Annotated in this window: 13 protein-coding genes; 4 read left to right on the forward strand and 9 right to left on the reverse strand. The window is 46.9% G+C overall.

Annotated features, from left to right (window positions below; genetic code table 11):
* Positions 1–35: 35 nt before the first annotated feature.
* From AC060N_RS03225 to AC060N_RS03245, 5 genes are all read right to left on the reverse strand, one after another.
* Positions 36–1,487: a TolC family protein gene (locus tag AC060N_RS03225; RefSeq protein ID WP_479525858.1), complete on the reverse strand. Its 1,452-nt coding sequence runs from the start codon at positions 1,485–1,487 to the stop codon at positions 36–38.
* Positions 1,488–1,493: 6 nt separating this feature from the next.
* Positions 1,494–4,634 (reverse strand): efflux RND transporter permease subunit, encoded by a 3,141-nt coding sequence (locus tag AC060N_RS03230; RefSeq protein ID WP_479525859.1) that lies wholly within the window; start codon positions 4,632–4,634, stop codon positions 1,494–1,496.
* Complete coding sequence (locus AC060N_RS03235; RefSeq protein ID WP_479525860.1) at positions 4,634–5,713, reverse strand: efflux RND transporter periplasmic adaptor subunit; 1,080 nt, start codon at positions 5,711–5,713, stop codon at positions 4,634–4,636. The genes AC060N_RS03230 and AC060N_RS03235 overlap by 1 nt, the downstream gene beginning before the upstream one ends.
* Positions 5,714–5,906: 193 nt before the next feature.
* Positions 5,907–8,033: a 5-histidylcysteine sulfoxide synthase gene (gene ovoA / locus AC060N_RS03240; protein WP_479525861.1), complete on the reverse strand. Its 2,127-nt coding sequence runs from the start codon at positions 8,031–8,033 to the stop codon at positions 5,907–5,909.
* 128 nt (positions 8,034–8,161) lie between these two features.
* On the reverse strand, positions 8,162–8,695 hold the full coding sequence (locus AC060N_RS03245) for a DUF7935 family protein (protein ID WP_479525862.1): 534 nt from the start codon (positions 8,693–8,695) through the stop codon (positions 8,162–8,164).
* A gap of 212 nt (positions 8,696–8,907) precedes the next feature.
* Here AC060N_RS03245 and AC060N_RS03250 point away from each other — a divergent pair, with 212 nt between their 5' ends.
* Positions 8,908–10,101, forward strand: coding sequence for a pyridoxal phosphate-dependent aminotransferase (locus AC060N_RS03250; RefSeq protein ID WP_479525863.1), 1,194 nt, complete (start codon positions 8,908–8,910; stop codon positions 10,099–10,101).
* Between the two features lie 65 nt (positions 10,102–10,166).
* On the opposite strand, the gene AC060N_RS03255 is transcribed toward AC060N_RS03250, so the two are convergent.
* On the reverse strand, positions 10,167–10,484 hold the full coding sequence (locus tag AC060N_RS03255; protein ID WP_479525864.1) for an antibiotic biosynthesis monooxygenase family protein: 318 nt from the start codon (positions 10,482–10,484) through the stop codon (positions 10,167–10,169).
* Between the two features lie 6 nt (positions 10,485–10,490).
* Positions 10,491–10,928 (reverse strand): hypothetical protein, encoded by a 438-nt coding sequence (locus AC060N_RS03260; RefSeq protein WP_479525865.1) that lies wholly within the window; start codon positions 10,926–10,928, stop codon positions 10,491–10,493.
* Positions 10,929–11,070: 142 nt separating this feature from the next.
* Between AC060N_RS03260 and AC060N_RS03265 the strand changes: the two genes are divergently transcribed.
* The 3 genes from AC060N_RS03265 (at position 11,071) to uvrB (ending at position 14,847) form a co-directional block, all read left to right on the forward strand.
* Positions 11,071–11,682, forward strand: a complete 612-nt coding sequence (locus tag AC060N_RS03265; RefSeq protein WP_479525866.1) for an HAD family hydrolase — start codon at positions 11,071–11,073, stop codon at positions 11,680–11,682.
* Positions 11,654–12,706 carry an endonuclease/exonuclease/phosphatase family protein gene (locus tag AC060N_RS03270; RefSeq protein ID WP_463233037.1) on the forward strand — a complete coding sequence of 351 codons (1,053 nt, stop codon included), beginning with the start codon at positions 11,654–11,656 and terminating at the stop codon, positions 12,704–12,706. The genes AC060N_RS03265 and AC060N_RS03270 overlap by 29 nt, the downstream gene beginning before the upstream one ends.
* Before the next feature lie 95 nt (positions 12,707–12,801).
* Positions 12,802–14,847, forward strand: a complete 2,046-nt coding sequence (uvrB, locus tag AC060N_RS03275) for an excinuclease ABC subunit UvrB (protein WP_479525867.1) — start codon at positions 12,802–12,804, stop codon at positions 14,845–14,847.
* Positions 14,848–14,963: 116 nt separating this feature from the next.
* On the opposite strand, the gene AC060N_RS03280 is transcribed toward uvrB, so the two are convergent.
* Positions 14,964–15,824, reverse strand: a complete 861-nt coding sequence (locus AC060N_RS03280) for a sigma-70 family RNA polymerase sigma factor (RefSeq protein WP_106542986.1) — start codon at positions 15,822–15,824, stop codon at positions 14,964–14,966.
* Between the two features lie 92 nt (positions 15,825–15,916).
* Entirely contained in the window at positions 15,917–17,380 is a 1,464-nt protein-coding gene (locus AC060N_RS03285; protein WP_479525868.1) for a Do family serine endopeptidase, read from the reverse strand.
* Between the last annotated feature and the right edge of the window lie 111 nt (positions 17,381–17,491).

The raw sequence follows: 17,491 nt of genomic DNA on the forward strand, positions 1-17,491 counted from the left end.
CAGCTTATCAATTTCTCATCTCAGGTTACAAAAATCTATTCTTTCTTTTTTGCTGTATCATTCCCCGGCGCCAGTTTGCCAATGGTTTTCAGGTACTGTGTAACGCTCAGCTTTACACTCGATTTTGCATCGATATTATCGCTTAATGCTTTTTCCCACTGCGCTTGTCCTTCCAGGTAATTGGCCAGTGTTTCCATGCCCACCTCGTAATTATCCTTGCTCTCCTTCAGATTCTCTTTGGCCTGTTCCAGTGCTTTTTCAGTGAGATTCAAGCGTGTCAATGCATCTTTCAGGTTAAACCGGGCTTTGGCAATTTGGAGGGTCATCTTCTCGGTGACGTCCTGCAGATCGGTTTTTTGCATCTCTTGCTCTGCCTCTGCTGCCTTGATTTTGTTGCGTCCTTCACCCCAGTTGAAAATAGGGATCTTGAGCGAAGCCATGGCCGTGAAAGCGGTACCGGAATAGGTTGAACCGTTTATTTTCGGACCTTCCAGGTAATTATAGCCTGCCGATGCGCCCAACTGCGGGAGGAAATCAGCACGCGTCAGTCCGACCTGTTTTTGCTTCAATTCCACCTGCTTCTTGACGATTTGCCAGTCGGGGCGGTTTTGTGGATTCTCATCTTCCGGGTTGGTCGAGGGAATAACCCCAATGGTCAGACTGTCGGCTGCTGTCACTGATGTATTCAGCGGTAACCCGATGATGCGACACAGATTCATGCGCGCCAGTTCTCGCCCGTTCTCCGCTTTCTGAACCATCAATACTGCTTCGTTTCGTTTCACTTCTGCTTTCAGCAAATCGTTGCGCGAACTCATGCCGGTATCGTAACTGTTTTGCAAAATATTGACCAGTTCGTCTAGCATCTTTTTGTACTCTTTGGCTGCCTTCACTTTATCTTTCAGCGTAAGGTAAGTCCAGTAAGCCTGGTCACTTTCGTAGATGACGTTTGATTGCTGCAACCGGATATTGGCGTTGGCTATCTCTTCTGCCACTCCGGCCATTTCGTTGGCCTTGCGGATTTTTCCGCCCATGTAAATGGGTTGTTCGAGTTTCACTCCGGCCAATGCCACACCTTTGAGCCCGATTTCCAGGTTGACGTCGGGCATGAAGGCATACATGTTAAATACCGGATTTCCATCGGAACCGATGACCGGTTGCCCTGTGGACGGATTGACCATTACGTTGGGCTGTAACTGCCCGCTGGCATCCGGCTTGTAGGTCGGCAGGTAGCCTCCATCGATCGTGTAATCGATGGTCCTCGGCGTATAGAGAAACGTTCCGGTAGCCGATAATTTCGGGAAATAATTGGCCCGGTAAGCCTTCTTGTCATACGTGGCTTTCTCTTTCTGTGTGTTGGCCTTGCTAATCTGTTTGCTATACTCCAGCGCCATCTCGCGGCATTTGTCCCGGTTGAGGGATAGCTGGGCATGAGCAACCGTTGCAGATGCAAGGAATATGAGAATGAATATATGAATTCGTTGTATCATGGTTGATTACTTTTTAGATGCTCCCCGTTTGGGATGATGGATGTGAAAGAAAAGTGAATAAAGCACCGGTATAAAAATCAGTGTGATGAGCGTTCCGACCAGCAAGCCGGCCATGATGGTGACCGCCAGCGAGCCGAACATATCATCAGGTAGCAGCGGAATCATACCCAGAATGGTGGTTAAGGAGGCCATCATTACCGGACGAAGCCTGGAAGCCGATGAATCGATGATCGCCTGGTAGCGGTCTTTCCCCGATTCGATTTGCAGGCCTATCTCCTCAATGAGCACCACTCCGTTTTTAATCATCATACCAATTAATCCCAGTGCACCGACGATGGCGACAAAGCCGAACTCTTTTCCCGAAAGGAGCATACCAGAAACAATCCCAATGGTAGCCAACGGCAAACTGAGCAGGATGATGGCTGGTTTTTTGAAATCCCTGAACAGGGCAATCAGGATACCAATCATCAGGATAATCGCCATGGGCAAATGCATGAACAGATACTTCTGCGATTCGCTGCTGGCTTCATATTCGCCCTGCCATTCCAGATGGTAACCTTCGGGCAGTTTGATAGCTTCGATTTTGTTTTTGATATTCTGGCGCACCTCTTCCGGCGAATGCCCGGGTACGTTGTTACACTGCGCTTTGATAGCCCGCTCGCCATTGTGTCGTCGAACGACCGGTTCTTCCCATTGGGGAGAAATGCCTTTGGTCGCCTGATTGAGCGGCTTGCTACCCAGTGCTTTCTCCAGCAGGTCGGCTTTCGTCGTCTGACCGGTCAACAAGCCTCGTAGCTCTTGCGGACTGATATTTCCGGTTGTAGGAGTCAGACTCCAAACCGGGATATTGTCCAGTTTCTGAACCGGTTTCCCTTCAGCATTGGTGCTTTTCAGGTAGATGGGAAGCGTGTGTGTTCCTTCGTGATACTTTCCAACCGGCAAACCATCGGTGGCGGCCAGTAGTGCCAGGCTGACATCGCTTCGGGACAAACCAGCCTGACGAGCCAGTGGCTGATAATAGTCGACCTTCAGGTACGGTGTTTCCGGCTCCCAGTTGTTGGTCACCAGCGTAGCTGTTGGTTCTGCTTTCATGATGTCTTCTGCCTTCTTGGCCAGTTTTTTCAAAACGGCCGGGTCCGGACCGGTGAACAGTGCTTCGATCGGAAATTCCTTGTACATCAGGTTGTAGCGTTTCATGCGGACGTAAGCCTGAGGATAATGTGCTGTCAGATATTTCTGCAACGTATCCATCTTCTCTTTCAGCACATCAGGGCTGGTGAAATCGACGATGAGCTCTCCGTAATTCTGTGATGGTTGAGCAATCGAGCGGACCAGGTTATAACGGGCAGGTGTTCCACCCAGACTGGTAGTTACATGCGTTACTTCCGGCTGTTTCATCAGGTATTCTTCCATGCTTTTCAGGTCACTGTTCACCTGCTCGATACGGGTTCCACCATGAGCGCGATACTCGATGTACAACTGGTTGTAGCTCAAATCGGGGAAGAATCCCTGTTTCACGTACCGATATGAAAATCCGGTGATGACCAGCAAAACAACAGTTGCTCCAATGGTCAGTGCACGGTGATACAGGAGGAAGTTCAACGTCTTCCTGAAAAAGTCATAGATCTTACCTTCATGTGCACCTTTGCCGTTGCTTTTGATTTTCGACTTCTTGAACCGCTTATCAGCGATGATCGGAATATGTGTAAGTGCGAGAACCCAACTCAGCAACAGCGATACAGCCAGTACGATGAACAGGTCACGAACATATTCACCGGAGGTATCGGGCGACAGGAAGATGGGCAGAAACGCAATGATGGCAATCAACGTGGCTCCCAGCAAGGGCAATGCTGTTTTCTTCGCCGTATTTCGCAAGGCCTTCGACTTCTTAACACCGTTTTGTAGGTCTACGAGGATTCCATCAACTATCACAATAGCGTTGTCAACCAGCATTCCCATGGCAACAATCAGTGATGCCAGCGACACACGCTGCAACGTTCCGTTGAAGAAATTCAGGAACAGGAACGAACCCAGAATGGTAATGATAAGACCGCTACCGATGAGGATGCCGCTTCGCAGACCCATGGTAATCATTAGGATTACGATTACAATCAATACCGATTCGAGCAGATTGACCATGAAACCTTTGATGGCATCTTCTACCTTATCAGGCTGGAAGAAAACTTTGTGAAAGCTGATACCGGCCGGAATGCGTGATTGCTGCAGTTCGGCCAGCTTGGCATCGATTTTTTTTCCAAGACTGATGATATTTCCACCTTTCTCCATCGAAAAGGCGATTCCCAGCGCTTTCTGTCCGTCGTAACGCATCAGTTGCCGGTACGGTTCCTGGTACCCACGGGTCACCGTAGCCACATCTTTCAACCGGATTTGATCGGATTCGTGGCCTTGGATCAGCAGATTTTTAATATCGTCAATACTCTTGTACGTATCATTAACGGCAACCCGGAGGCGTTTGCTTCCGGCATTGAACTCGCCGGCGTAAACAGTTTTATTCTGGCTGTTCAGCGTGTTCAGAATCTCGGCGGGATGAACGCCCAGGTTGGCCATCCGGTTCTCTTTGAACTCTACATTGATACAAGGATTCCGTTCTCCGTAAATTTGTACCCGGCTGACACCCGGAATATCCTGTACCTCGCGTTTTACGAGATCGGCATAGTCCGACATTTTCTCATAGCTGTAGCCATCGGCAGTCATGGCGTAGAACATGCCATACACGTCGCCGAAATCATCAACAACGATGGATTGCTGCGCTTCACTAGGTAGAGAAGCCTGGGCATCGTGGACCTTACGGCGAAGGATATCCCATTTTTCTTCCAGCTCATTTGCTTTTGTCGTGCTTTTCAGCTCGACTTTTATCTCTGAATAGTTGTCCAGCGACCGGGAGTCGATACTTTTGATGTCTCCCATCGAGCGAATGGCTTTCTCCAGTTTATCGGTAACCTGAAGTTCTACTTCATGGGCCGATGCTCCCGGGTAAACGGTTACCACCAGGGCCTGCTTTACTTTGATTTCGGGGTCTTCCAGCTTGCTCATCTTGAAAAATGAGTAAGCCCCTCCGGCAATCAGGACGAAAAGCAGAAAATAAACCAGTGGCTTATTTTTGAATGCGCTTTCAGTCAAATTCATTATAACAGCCCTCCTACATTTGTTTTGCTAACCGGTGCCAGTGGTTTTACTTTCTGTCCCTCTTTCAGCGAATGCACGCCCGCTGTGACAATTAATTCACCCGCTTTTAATCCGGAAGAGATCTCCATCGTTCCATTGCTGCGAACAGACTGTGTGGTTACCTCGCGGGGTTCGATCTGATTTGTTTTCGGCGAATAAATCCAGACCATCGATTTTCCATTCCGGTCGAACACGGCGGTTACCGGAACGAATACCAAATCCTGGTTTCCTGTCAGGTAATTGATGGTTATATTGACATTCATTCCTGCCGCAACGTGAAGGTCTTTGGGCGGTTCCAAACGGAAGCGGGCCTGGTACAACTGGTTCATATTCGATTTGGGGACAATCTCCAGCAATTTCAGCGGAATGGGCTGATTGGGATATACATCCACCGTACAGGAGAAGCCGGCAAATTGATTCTGCCGGATATAGTCGGTTGCCGGAATATCTGCATCTACTTCAAAATGTGAGGTGTTGAGGAAGGAAACAATCGGGTAGCCGGCATCGACTGTTTCGTGGTTATCGTAGAATTTCTTTTGTACATATCCGTCGAAAGGAGCAACGAGCCGCGTGTCGTTCAATGCATTGCGATCGGCATTTAGCTTTGCTGTGATTTGTTTTAAGCCGGAAATCGCTTTATCGTAGTCGTTCGGCGTTACACTGTTGCGTTTGTACAACTCCTTCACCCGGTCGGCCTGCGCTTTAACCTGGTCGTACTTGGCCTGGCTGGCCGCCAGCTGAATTTTGTAATCGCGCGGATCGATTTGGGCAATCAGCTGACCTCTCTTCACAAACTGACCTTCCTGAACCGGAAAACGAAGAATCGGTCCGGCAACGCGGAAAGCCAGATTAACTTCTGTGGCCGGTTTAATTTTTCCGGGATATTGAACGGATTGTACTTGCTGGCCTTGCATTACCGTATCAATTTTTACCGTTTGCATGGTTGCTTGCTCTTTCTTTTTTTCCTGGCATGCGCTGAAAAACAGGATTATTGCCATCAATAAACCTGTTGTCAGAAATCCTTTCGCTGAGGTTCTCATTGTTATTTCACATTTTGATTTGGTGCAAAATTACGGTGAAGGGAAGAGTGAACGGGAGAAAAGGGACTGAACCGTCAATTTGGAGGAATGAACTGAAATATATTTTGCTGAAGCGTCAGATGGCGAAAAAGCAAATAAAAAATCCCTTGCCATGTTGAATGACAAGGGACTATGCGCTTATTTAATTCAAAGTTTAACGTTTCTTCCAGAAGGAAACTTCCACATCTTTCACTTCGTATTTCCGTTTGGAATAAGGCAATACAGACTGAAGATATTCGTCATCACCTGTTGGCTCGAAGTTTTCAGAGAGCAGCTGCGTTAAAGCATCGCGGGTCCAAACCGGTTCGCCGTCTTCGCGGTAGCCACCCAGCCAGTTGTTTTTGTCAGTCCGCTCTTCGTCCCAGTTATAGGAGGATGCGATGACCAGCAGACCACCGGCATTCAGCCTATCGTGTACCTGGCTCAGGAACCTGGCCGGATTGTACATTTCGTCCAGAATGTCGTTTACTAAAATCAGATCGTAACCTGTGTACAGGTCTTTCAGATTAGAAGCATCAGCCTGGTAAAAGGCAACTTTCCCGTTTAATGCTTCCATATCCAAATCCTTCAGATTGATTTGATGGTAGGAAACCAGCTCGCCTTCTTCCGGGAAGATATACTGCATATTCCCGTTTTCCTGAAGTTCGATAGCCAGACGGATATTCCTTGCCGTGAAATCCAAACCGGTTACTTCGTCGAATGTACGGGCCAATTCCCAGGTCGAGCGCCCGGTTTTGCACCCCAAATCGAGTGCCCGTCCGGTGTTACCCTGCATTTTTTTAATGCATCTTTCGGCAATGGCCTTATGGTAGTTCGGAAATCCGTGCAAGCCCGGACCGTATTGGGCATGGCTGTAACGGACGACTTCCGGATCGGTTTCGTAGACATCACGTTGAATGACGACCGGATTTTCCGATTCCACATAACGGAAACCCGCATGTTGATAGAAGTGCCTGCGGAAGGCATATCGTGCATCGCGGGTGGCTTCGTTCCCGGTGGAAATCCAGGCGCCGCCTTTGATGAGATTGTGTTTTAGATCGAACGTTGGCGTTGAAAAATCATCATAGAAAGGATGGACTTTGAATCCGCCAAAACCGGTGATGGGCGTTTCGGTCCACTGCCAGACGTTGCCGATTACATCGTAGAAGTCGCCGAATCCAAACTCATTAACGGGACAGGGACTTTGGTAGCGTTCCATGTTGATGTTGCCGGGCGCTTTGTCCCAGTATGGCTGGTCGGGGATTTGTGCCAAATCGTGCAAACGGTACCACTCTTCTTCAGTGGCCAATCGGATGGAACGGCCGGTTACTTCCGATTTCCAGTTGCAAAAGGCTTTCGCTTCAAGGTAGTTGACCTCTATCGGCCAGGACCATGGCATGTCGATTTCATTGTATACCAGCCGGAGTTTCCAGTCATTGCCGTCTTTTCTCCAGAATAAAGGATGTTCGGCTTCTTTGTAACTCTTCCAGGCCCAACCTTCTTCGGTCCAGTATTTTTCTTCGCGGTAGCCGCCTGCTTCTATGAACTCGAGAAACTCGCCGTTTGAACAGAGAAACTTCGATGCTTTGAACGGTTTCAGTTCGACTTGGTGCTGACCGTATTCGTTATCCCAGCCGTACAAGGGATGCCGGCGATCTTTCCCCATTTTTACCGTTCCGCCTTCTACCGGAAGCAGTGAATTGGCCGGAGCGTCACCATTTTCGGTACACAGATGCCAGCCTTCGATTGGTTGAAGGTATTTCAGCGGAAGCTGACGGATAAGTACCGATGAGGTCTCCAGATGAATGCGTGCGTGCTCGATGCCCATCATGATGACCCAAAACGGACTTTTCCAGTCGATGGGCATCGTGAGTGGGAGTTCCTTGATCACTTGTTCGACGCGGTTGCAAACCTGCTTCCGGTAAGCGCGAACTTCGTCAACCGGAGGCCAGTTGTAATGGTTCATATCCAAATCATCCCACGACATTTCATCGACGCCAACAGCAAACATCGATTCGAATTTTGGGTTAATGCGCTCGTCGATAATTTTAGAAAGAATGAGCTTATTGATGAAAAATACAGCCGTGTGACCAAAATAGAAGATCAACGGATGACGCAGCGGATCAGCCCGCTCGTACATGGCCGATTCATCAGCAAATACCTCGAAAAGGTGTTCATCAATGTCGAATGTCTGGTGAAAATAGGTCAATATCCGTTGCCGCATTTCTTCGGCAGTTCCTGTGTTGAGGATAGGTGTCCGGGTATCGAAAAGTTCTTTTCGGTTGACCGTTACTGTTTTCATGATTTATGGTTCGGTGGTTTCTGTGTTGATAACACGATAGTAGGGGGAAATTGTTTAGATTATCCTCATAAAAAATGTGAAAAAATAACGATTGACCAGATTTTCTGCAGGTTATTTCTCATCTCTCATCAAAAGAACATACGAACTTCTTTCTTCAATTCTGCCAAAGCGATGGACACCGGCTGATCATCCTGCTCCATGTACATCTGGAAAATTTTATTACTGAGCGAGATGGCCGGCTCATCCTTTTTCACTTCATCAGCAGCCTTATTGATCAGCATGACCAAAGACTCTTTAGCACCTCTCAACGCTTCCCATGCCGTAACCGATACATAGATTTGTTGTGAAAGATTGTGCTCGTATTCCTGCCTGATTTGTTTGAGTAACTCGTAATGGAACTGAACGGCCGAAATATCAGCGGATAAGGTGCGATTGAGAAGTGATTGTGGCGAAATTCTTTCCAGGAAAAGGGTCAACCGTTCGTAGGCCTGAAGCCTGACCGGCGTGACTTGTCCCTGGTTTTCGACCCTGAATTCAAATTCCCTTTGCCGCTGACTATTTTCCAGCATATCGCGGAATAAAAAATAGGCAGTGAGGAATACAACCAGGGCCGGTAATGTAATTTTTAGAATTTCATAAAAACTGTTGATATTGCCGTCCATTTTGAGAAAATTTTAAATTTTTCGTGACAAAAACTGTTAATCTGTTAAAATATGATGAACTTTTTTGTCAATTGTCCATTTATAAGAGTCGAGGTCCAGTAAAATTTTCTATTTTGTCCTCGGAAACTATAACAATTATAAAGAAATTTACCGAAAATTCACCGGAACATAGTTTGGCCGGTAAATGAACAAATTTTCTGATTCAGACTATTATGGAAAAAGTTGCCGACAGGATTGCACGTCTATCCGTTTCACAAACCCTGGCCATGGCCCAAAAAAGCCGTGAATTGAAAGAGCAGGGAATTGACGTAATTAGTTTGGGAGTGGGTGAACCCGATTTCGACACGCCCGAATTCATCAAGGAAGCTGCCAAGAAAGCAGTGGATGATAATTTTTCACATTATTCTCCGGTTCCCGGATACCCGGTATTGCGGAATGCCATCGTCAATAAGTTGAAACGCGACAACGGTCTGGATTACACCCCTGACCAGATTGTGGTTTCCAATGGTGCCAAGCATTCACTTGCCAATGTGCTGCAAGTGGTGGTTGAAGAGGGCGATGAGGTAATTGTACCGGCTCCTTACTGGGTTACTTACGTTGAGCTGGTTAAGCTTTCGGGAGGTAAAAACGTGGTGATTGAAACTTCGGTTGACTCCGGTTTTAAAATTACCCCGGAACAGCTCGAGGCGGCCATTACCCCAAAAACCCGGGCATTTCTGTTTAGTAGCCCGAGTAATCCTACCGGGAAATTGTATACCCGTGACGAGTTGAAAGCTTTCGCCGATATTTTTGCCAAACACCCCAATATCATCGTTATTTCCGACGAAATTTATGAATACATCACTTACGGCGGAAAGCATGAGTCCATCGCTCAGTTTGATGAAATCAAGGAGCAGGTAATCGTTGTGAACGGAGTTTCGAAAGCCTACGCGATGACTGGTTACCGGATTGGCTACATTGCTGCTCCGACCTGGATTGCGAAAGGATGTAATAAATTACAAGGACAATATACATCTGGCCCGAACTCAGTGGCTCAGATGGCTTCGGCTGCTGCCATTAACTCCGATAATGCTGAGGTGTATAAAATGGTGGCCCAGTTTCAGAAACGCCGTGACATGGTGATGGAGCTGATGGCGGAAATTCCGGGACTGAAAACCAGCAAGCCGGAAGGAGCTTTCTACGTATTTCCCGATGTGACTTACTACTTTGGTAAGAAGGTGGGAGATACTGAAATTAAGGATGCGACCGATTTGAGCATGTATTTGTTGAACGAAGCTCATGTTGGCGTGGTGACAGGTGCCGCTTTTGGTGACCCGAATTGTCTTCGGGTTTCATACGCTGCTTCGGAAGCGGAGTTGCGTGAGGCGATTTCCCGCATCAAAAATGCATTGAGTAAACTTGCGTAGAGATTGAATTACTATCATATAAAAAGAGGAGGGCTTTTGGCCTTCCTCTTTTTTATTGTGGGTTGCTATTTTTCGAATTCATAATCGCGTTCCACTTTGGCAATCCGGGTTTTAAAACTCTTATACCAATCGCTTCTTCCTTTTTCTCTGACTGCTGCGTGTTCAGCATTTTCTTTCCATCTTTTGATAGATTCCAAATCGCGCCAATAAGATACCGTGATACCTAATTCCTCGCGCGCACTTTCAACGCCCAAAAATCCGTCTTGCTGTCTGGCCAGTTCGACCATCCTTTCAGCGGCGGCAGCATAGCCGTTGTCTCCTTCTGTTCTTACCGAAGTGAAAATCACAGCATAATAGGTCGGTTCAGGTGTTTGGGCAATCATGATGATTTACTTGGTAGAGTCTTTCATCGGTGCTTCCTGGGTTACCGCCGGTTTTTCCTTTCCGCTTCTGATGAAATAATTGTATTGGAAGAAGATGGCAACAGCATAGGCGACGGTCAAAATGGCAAGTATAGCGTATCTTTTGCTTTTTCGCTGCCGCAGAAGAATGGTAAACAGAGCCAGTACTCCTCCAATTCCGGCCTGCCAGCCAAGCGATATTACCTGGAAATCCATCGGCATACTCCCATCGGGTAACGGATGAGGATTTAAGTCGCCGAAGAGGTTCACACCGAGGGCGAAAAGTCCTGTCGCTACCATCGTGAACCATCCGGCTAAATTGAGTTTTCCTTTCTTTTCTACATAGCCAAAAATGACCAGCCCAATTCCCAGAAAAATTCCCCACTGCGGGATGATGGTGTATAAGTAAAACGGATTATTACTCATGAGGTTTTTGATTGATTGTATTGGCGAAAAATAGGGAATTTTCAGCAGTTAAGTCAGCCATTTTAAGTTTTCTTAAACTAATTGCCAGGTAATAGGCAGATAGCAAAGGATTCGTTATTTTTACGTCTATTTTTATTTCTTTATGAATAACAAGTTAGAAGTTGATCCGCGTGCTCGCGGACTTATTTTTGATATCGACGGGACGATTTGCGATACGATGCCGGTGCATTATATTGCATGGAGAGACACCGCGAAAGAGTATGGCATTGATTTCACGATTCCGTTGTTTGAATCGGTAACAGGAATGCCGGCGCTGGAAACCTGCCAGCTGTTAAAGGAAAAATTCAATAAGGATTTTGACCCGGAAGAGTTTACCCGAATCAAGGAGTTGCGTTATGAGGAGAACATTCATAAAGTAAAGCCAGTAGAGCCGGTTGTTGAACTTATTCACGAATACCACGGAAAACTGCCCATGGCCTGCGGAACTGGTGGTTATAAAAGATTAGCCTGGATGGCGCTGGAAAAGGCTGGTGTAAAAGATTGTTTCGAACACCTGGTGTCAGCAGAAGACGTAAAGAAACATAAACCCGATCCCGAAACTTTTTTGATAGCAGCCAGTTTAATACGTATTAAACCAACCGATTGTCAGGTTTTCGAAGATGGAAAGCTGGGCTTGCAGGCAGCGGAAGCTGCCGGTATGATTACAACTGATGTTACCAAATACTATGAAGTTACCATTGGCCGTGAAGTATAACCGTTTTTTTCTATCGATGGTGCTGGCAGGAAGCCTGCTGCTCATCAATTCGTGTAGTACGCCGAGAAAGAGTGAGCCGAAAGTGAAAGCTACCTCGGTTGTTTTTTACAATGTGGAAAACTTGTTCGATACCATTAACAATCAAGGCGAACGTGATTTTGAGTTCAGTCCTGAATCTCCTAAAAAATGGAACACCGAGCGATATACCAAAAAGTTGAATGATATCGCCCACGTATTGATGGATGTGGATACGGTTGGAAAGCCGGGATTGATCGGAATGGCCGAAATTGAGAATCAATCGGTGTTGAATGATTTGGTCCGTACGAAGCGTATGGCGCCTGTTCATTATCAGATTATACATGAAGAGAGCCCGGATTACCGCGGTATCGACGTGGCGCTGCTTTATCGCCCCGATATCTTCAAAGAGATAACGCATACGGTCATTGGCATTCATTTTAAAGACGATCCGGATTATCATACGCGTGATATTCTCTACGCTAAGTTGCTTTCCGGTAAAAATGATACCATTCACGTATTTGTTAATCACTGGCCTTCGCGTCTGGGTGGTCTTGAAAAATCGCAGCCCAAAAGGGTGTTTGTCGCTTCGGTGCTCCGTGCCCAGGTAGATTCGATTACCCGATTGAATCCCGATGCGAAGATCATTATCATGGGTGATATGAATGACGAACCGGAAAACAAGAGTCTTTTCAAGGTATTGCAGGCGATTCCGGGTACGGACGGCACTTTGCACAGTTTGCTTTACCAGGCTTCGATGAAGGGAAAAGGAACCTATTACTTCCGTGGTAATTGGAACATGTTGGATAACCTGGTTGTGTCACATGATTTGCTGACGGCAAAAAGTGGTTGGACGACAGTTCCTGCATCAGGGAAGGTATTTCATGAAAAATGGATGGAATACCACAATAAAAATGGGGTGATGGCACCGAACCGCACATATGGCGGGCCCAACTATTACGGGGGAATCAGCGATCATTTCCCGGTCTATTTTATTCTGCATCGTTAGTATAAATAATACGATATTCAGAGAGTTCTCCCTCCTGCCGGAAGGAGAACTTTTTTGTATCTTACCGGTTCGGTCTAAACGAATAACCGTTTGCTATGAAGTTTAAAATTGTCTCAGAATATCAACCTACCGGTGATCAACCGGAAGCGATTAATCAATTAGCCCAGGGGATCAACGAGGGAGCCAAACACCAGACCTTGTTAGGGGTGACCGGCTCGGGGAAAACCTTCACGATGGCGAATGTAATTGAGAAGGTGGAGCGGCCGACACTCATTCTGAGTCATAACAAAACACTGGCAGCGCAGTTGTATGGCGAGATGAAGCAATTCTTCCCGGATAATGCGGTGGAATATTTTGTTTCGTACTATGATTACTACCAGCCCGAAGCTTATCTTCCGGTAACGGATACATATATTGAAAAGGATTTGTCGATTAACGACGAGATTGAGAAGTTGCGGTTAAGTGCGACTTCAGCCTTGCTTTCGGGGCGTCGCGATGTGATTGTCGTTTCATCGGTTTCGTGCCTGTACGGTATCGGTAACCCGGAAGATTTTCATCAGAACGTGTCGATGTTGAAGGTGGGGGATACCGTTAGCCGGAATGCTTTCCTGCGTCAGCTCGTCGATGCGATGTACTCGCGCAACGAGGTGAGTTTTAACCGGGGCACTTTCCGGGTGAAAGGTGATACGGTGGATGTTTATCCGGCTTACGCCGATTATGCTTACCGGATTGTTTTCTGGGGCGATGAGATTGAAGAGCTGATTTCGTTCGATCCGGAAACCGGACAGGCGATAGATGATCACGATAATATTATCATTTATCCGGCTACCATTTTCGTTACCACGAAAGAGCGGACGCAGTCAGCCATCCGGCAAATCCAGGATGATTTGGTGAAGCAGATCGAATTTTTCGAAAACGAAGGAAAACGGGCGGAAGCCAAACGGATTGATGACCGGGTGAATTATGACCTGGAGATGATTCGGGAGCTGGGATACTGTCCGGGCATTGAGAACTATTCCCGTTATTTTGATGGTAGAAAGGCGGGAACCCGTCCGTTCTGTTTGCTTGACTATTTTCCGGATGATTTTCTGATGGTAATCGATGAGAGTCACGTGACGATTCCGCAAATACGGGCGATGTACGGAGGCGACCGGGCACGAAAGGTAAATTTGGTGGAATATGGTTTTCGCCTGCCGGCAGCGATCGACAACCGGCCGTTGAAGTTTGAGGAGTTTGAGGATATTATCAACCAAATTGTCTACGTAAGCGCAACGCCTGCAGAATATGAGCTGGAGAAAAGCGAAGGCGTCGTTGTCGAACAGATTATTCGTCCAACCGGTTTGCTTGACCCGAAGATTGAAGTGCGTCCCAGCACCAATCAGATCGACGATTTGATGGAAGAAATTCATCAGCGTGTGCAGCGGAACGAGCGGATACTGGTGACAACACTGACCAAGCGAATGGCGGAAGAGCTCACCAGCTATTTCACCCGGATGGATATTCAAACCCGGTACATTCACTCTGATGTGGACACGTTGGAGCGTGTTCAGATTATGGAAGATCTTCGGAAGGGAGAATTCGATGTGTTGGTCGGGATTAACCTGCTTAGGGAGGGACTGGATTTACCTGAAGTATCCCTGGTTGCCATTCTCGATGCCGACAAAGAAGGGTTCCTGCGTTCGGAGCGTTCGCTTACGCAGACGGCTGGTCGTGCAGCCCGAAACCTGAATGGCCTGGTGATTATGTATGCTGATACCATCACTCGGTCAATGCAGCGAACCATCGATTCAACGAACCGTCGCCGTGCGAAGCAGATGGCCTACAACGAAGAGCACAATATTACTCCTCAACAAATTATTAAAGCTACCCGCGAGATTATCGGGTACGAGTACCGGAAAGAGAAAGAACCGGATACCTCGCCGAAAGCTTACTCGGGGCCGCCACCTGCTGATGTGGCTGCCGATCCGGTTGTGCAGTACATGACGGTGGATGCTTTGGAAAAAGCGATTGCCAATACAAAAAAGGAGATGGAAAAAGCGGCCAAAGAGCTTGATTTCATCGAAGCTGCTCAATTGCGCGATGAGATGTATCGTCTTCAGGGGTTGCTGAACGAACGCTCAGGCGAGAAAAGCAAGCGATAGAATTTCAGATTTGATTTAAAAAATTCAGCACTTTAAAATACAAAAAAACCCCGCTCTTCCGGCGGGGCTAATCTTATCTGTATAAGATTGTTGTCTTGAATGTGTTTTGGATTACTTTATCCAAGGTAAGTTTTTAACAACTTGCTGCGAGAGGTGTGTCTCAGGCGGCGGATTGCTTTCTCCTTGATCTGGCGAACACGTTCGCGTGTCAAACCGAAGCGCTCTCCGATTTCTTCGAGGGTCATTTCCTGACAGCCAATTCCAAAGAACATACGGATGATGTCGGCTTCCCTTTCGGTGAGAGTAGCCAGAGAACGGTCAATCTCCCTTGCCAGCGATTCGTCGATGAGTGAGCGGTCGGCGTTGGGCGAATCGTTGTTCACCAAGACGTCGAGCAGACTATTGTCTTCACCGTCAACGAACGGAGCGTCAACCGATACATGGCGGCCGGAGACACGCAGGGTGTCGGCTACCTTGTCGGCCGGAAGATCGAGCTCTTTTGCCAACTCCTCCGGAGAGGGTTTGCGCTGATGTTCCTGTTCAAACTTCGAGAATGCCTTATTGATTTTATTCAAAGAACCTACCTGGTTCAACGGCAGACGGACAATTCTCGATTGTTCGGCCAGAGCCTGAAGAATAGATTGACGAATCCACCACACCGCATACGAGATGAACTTAAAGCCTCGTGTTTCGTCAAATTTTTCGGCGGCTTTTATCAATCCCAGGTTGCCTTCATTAATCAAGTCAGGCAAACTTAATCCTTGGTTTTGATACTGTTTTGCCACGGAAACAACGAAACGAAGGTTGGCTCGTGTCAGTTTCTCGAGTGCTGCCTGGTCGCCTTTTTTAATACGTTGCGCCAGTTCGACTTCTTCTTCAACGGTAATAAGTTCTTCTTTACCAATTTCCTGAAGATACTTGTCGAGAGAAGCACTCTCGCGGTTTGTAATAGATTTTGTAATCTTAAGTTGTCTCATGCTCTCCGATTAAAAGTCCGCAAATTTACGAAAAGTTGAATTGTCTTACAAATAATTAGTCACTAGAATGAAGCGGACTCCAACAATTTAACTTATTCTACTCTAAAAACATAGTAGGCCCATTGTCCATTCGGATAAACTCCTTCGATCAGGATTGGACGACCTTCTTCTGTTTGATTCAGGGCACGTTTCACATCATCAACCGAAGAAACAGGCTTTTTGTTTATCTCTGTGATGATAAATCCTTCTTTTACACCTAAATCTTTCAGTTTTCCTTTGGTCAACTCATCCACCTGAATACCACTGTTTAGTTGCAGGCGTTTCATGTCCTGATCGGATACCGCTCCAAATTTTGCTCCAAGAACTGAAAAGGATTCCTTCAAAATGCTTGTGTCTCCTCGTGTGTTACGAAGGGTTACCTCGTATTGTTTCAGTTTACCGTCCCTTTTGATGGTTAATGTTACCTGATCGCCAGGACGACGTTTACCAAGCTGTTCCATCAATTCCGGGTTGGTATTCACGGTAGTATTGTCAATCTTCAGAATAACGTCACCGGGTTTTATTCCAGCGTGTTTTGCGGCGCCATCGTCTGTAACGCTATTAACGTAAATACCTTCAATTTTTTTGATGTCATGCTCTTTGGCCACCTGTGATGTTACTTTCTGGATGGTTACCCCCAACATTGCACGCTGAACTTCACCATATTGCTTCAGGTCGCTGACTACTTTTTTAGCGATGGCTGCAGGAACAGCAAAAGAATAGCCAGAATAAGAACCGGTGCGCGATGCAATAGCGGTATTGATACCTACCAGTTCGCCACGGGTGTTAACCAGGGCGCCTCCACTATTACCCGGATTTACGGCTGCATCGGTCTGAATAAACGATTCCAGCGGCATTTTACCTGCATTAATACCAATAGCACGTCCTTTGGCACTGACGATACCCGCAGTAACGGTTGAAGTCAGGTTAAACGGGTTTCCTACAGCCAGAACCCATTCGCCTAATTTCAATGCGTCCGAATTGCCCCACGTGAGGTAGGGAAGATTTTTTGCGTCGATTTTTACCAAAGCAATATCTGTGTTCGGATCGCGTCCAATGACCTTGGCCGGATACTTTTGATCGTCATTGAGGATTACCTGTATGTTCTCTGCACCATCGATTACATGGTTGTTGGTGACAATATAACCATCGGGACTAATAATTACTCCCGAACCTGACGCGCGCGTATACTGTGGTTGTTGTTGCTGATACTGTCCTCCCCGGTCGCCGAAAAAGAAATCGAAAAGCGGATTTCCACTACCGCCACCGTACGTCTGGTTTTTAATCATTGTTTGAATGTGTACAACTGCATGTACCGATTTTTCAGCGGCGAACGTTAAATCGGGTACGCCTCCCTGAGGAGCGCTGGGAAGACTGGTCAGCTGAACCGGTTGTGATGGTTCCTGAACGGTTACGACTTTAGTTTTGCCAACAGTGGCGGAATAAACTGCTACCGCGATAACTGCTCCGGCAAAAGCAATGAGTAGATTTGTTGTTACTTTCTTAAACTTATTCATACTCCGTATTTTTAGAGATTAACTATATTATCTGCAAATTTTGCCAGCAATTTGTGTACCATTGCAGAACAAATTTATTGAAACAAACAATTTAGTTGGTCGTTGTATCGT

Source organism: Prolixibacter sp. DSM 2831 (assembly GCF_056493735.1).

Bases quoted from the DNA above. Each gene is read 5' to 3' on its own strand.
- AC060N_RS03245 (WP_479525862.1), bottom strand. From the start codon at position 8,695: ATGGACGGCAATATCAACAGTTTTTATGAAATTCTAAAAATTACATTA.
- AC060N_RS03265 (WP_479525866.1), top strand. From the start codon at position 11,071: ATGAATAACAAGTTAGAAGTTGATCCGCGTGCTCGCGGACTTATTTTT.
- AC060N_RS03250 (WP_479525863.1), top strand. From the start codon at position 8,908: ATGGAAAAAGTTGCCGACAGGATTGCACGTCTATCCGTTTCACAAACC.
- AC060N_RS03280 (WP_106542986.1), bottom strand. From the start codon at position 15,824: ATGAGACAACTTAAGATTACAAAATCTATTACAAACCGCGAGAGTGCT.
- AC060N_RS03285 (WP_479525868.1), bottom strand. From the start codon at position 17,380: ATGAATAAGTTTAAGAAAGTAACAACAAATCTACTCATTGCTTTTGCC.
- AC060N_RS03225 (WP_479525858.1), bottom strand. From the start codon at position 1,487: ATGATACAACGAATTCATATATTCATTCTCATATTCCTTGCATCTGCA.
- AC060N_RS03230 (WP_479525859.1), bottom strand. From the start codon at position 4,634: ATGAATTTGACTGAAAGCGCATTCAAAAATAAGCCACTGGTTTATTTT.
- AC060N_RS03255 (WP_479525864.1), bottom strand. From the start codon at position 10,484: ATGATTGCCCAAACACCTGAACCGACCTATTATGCTGTGATTTTCACT.
- AC060N_RS03260 (WP_479525865.1), bottom strand. From the start codon at position 10,928: ATGAGTAATAATCCGTTTTACTTATACACCATCATCCCGCAGTGGGGA.
- AC060N_RS03235 (WP_479525860.1), bottom strand. From the start codon at position 5,713: ATGAGAACCTCAGCGAAAGGATTTCTGACAACAGGTTTATTGATGGCA.
- uvrB (WP_479525867.1), top strand. From the start codon at position 12,802: ATGAAGTTTAAAATTGTCTCAGAATATCAACCTACCGGTGATCAACCG.
- AC060N_RS03270 (WP_463233037.1), top strand. From the start codon at position 11,654: ATGAAGTTACCATTGGCCGTGAAGTATAACCGTTTTTTTCTATCGATG.
- ovoA (WP_479525861.1), bottom strand. From the start codon at position 8,033: ATGAAAACAGTAACGGTCAACCGAAAAGAACTTTTCGATACCCGGACA.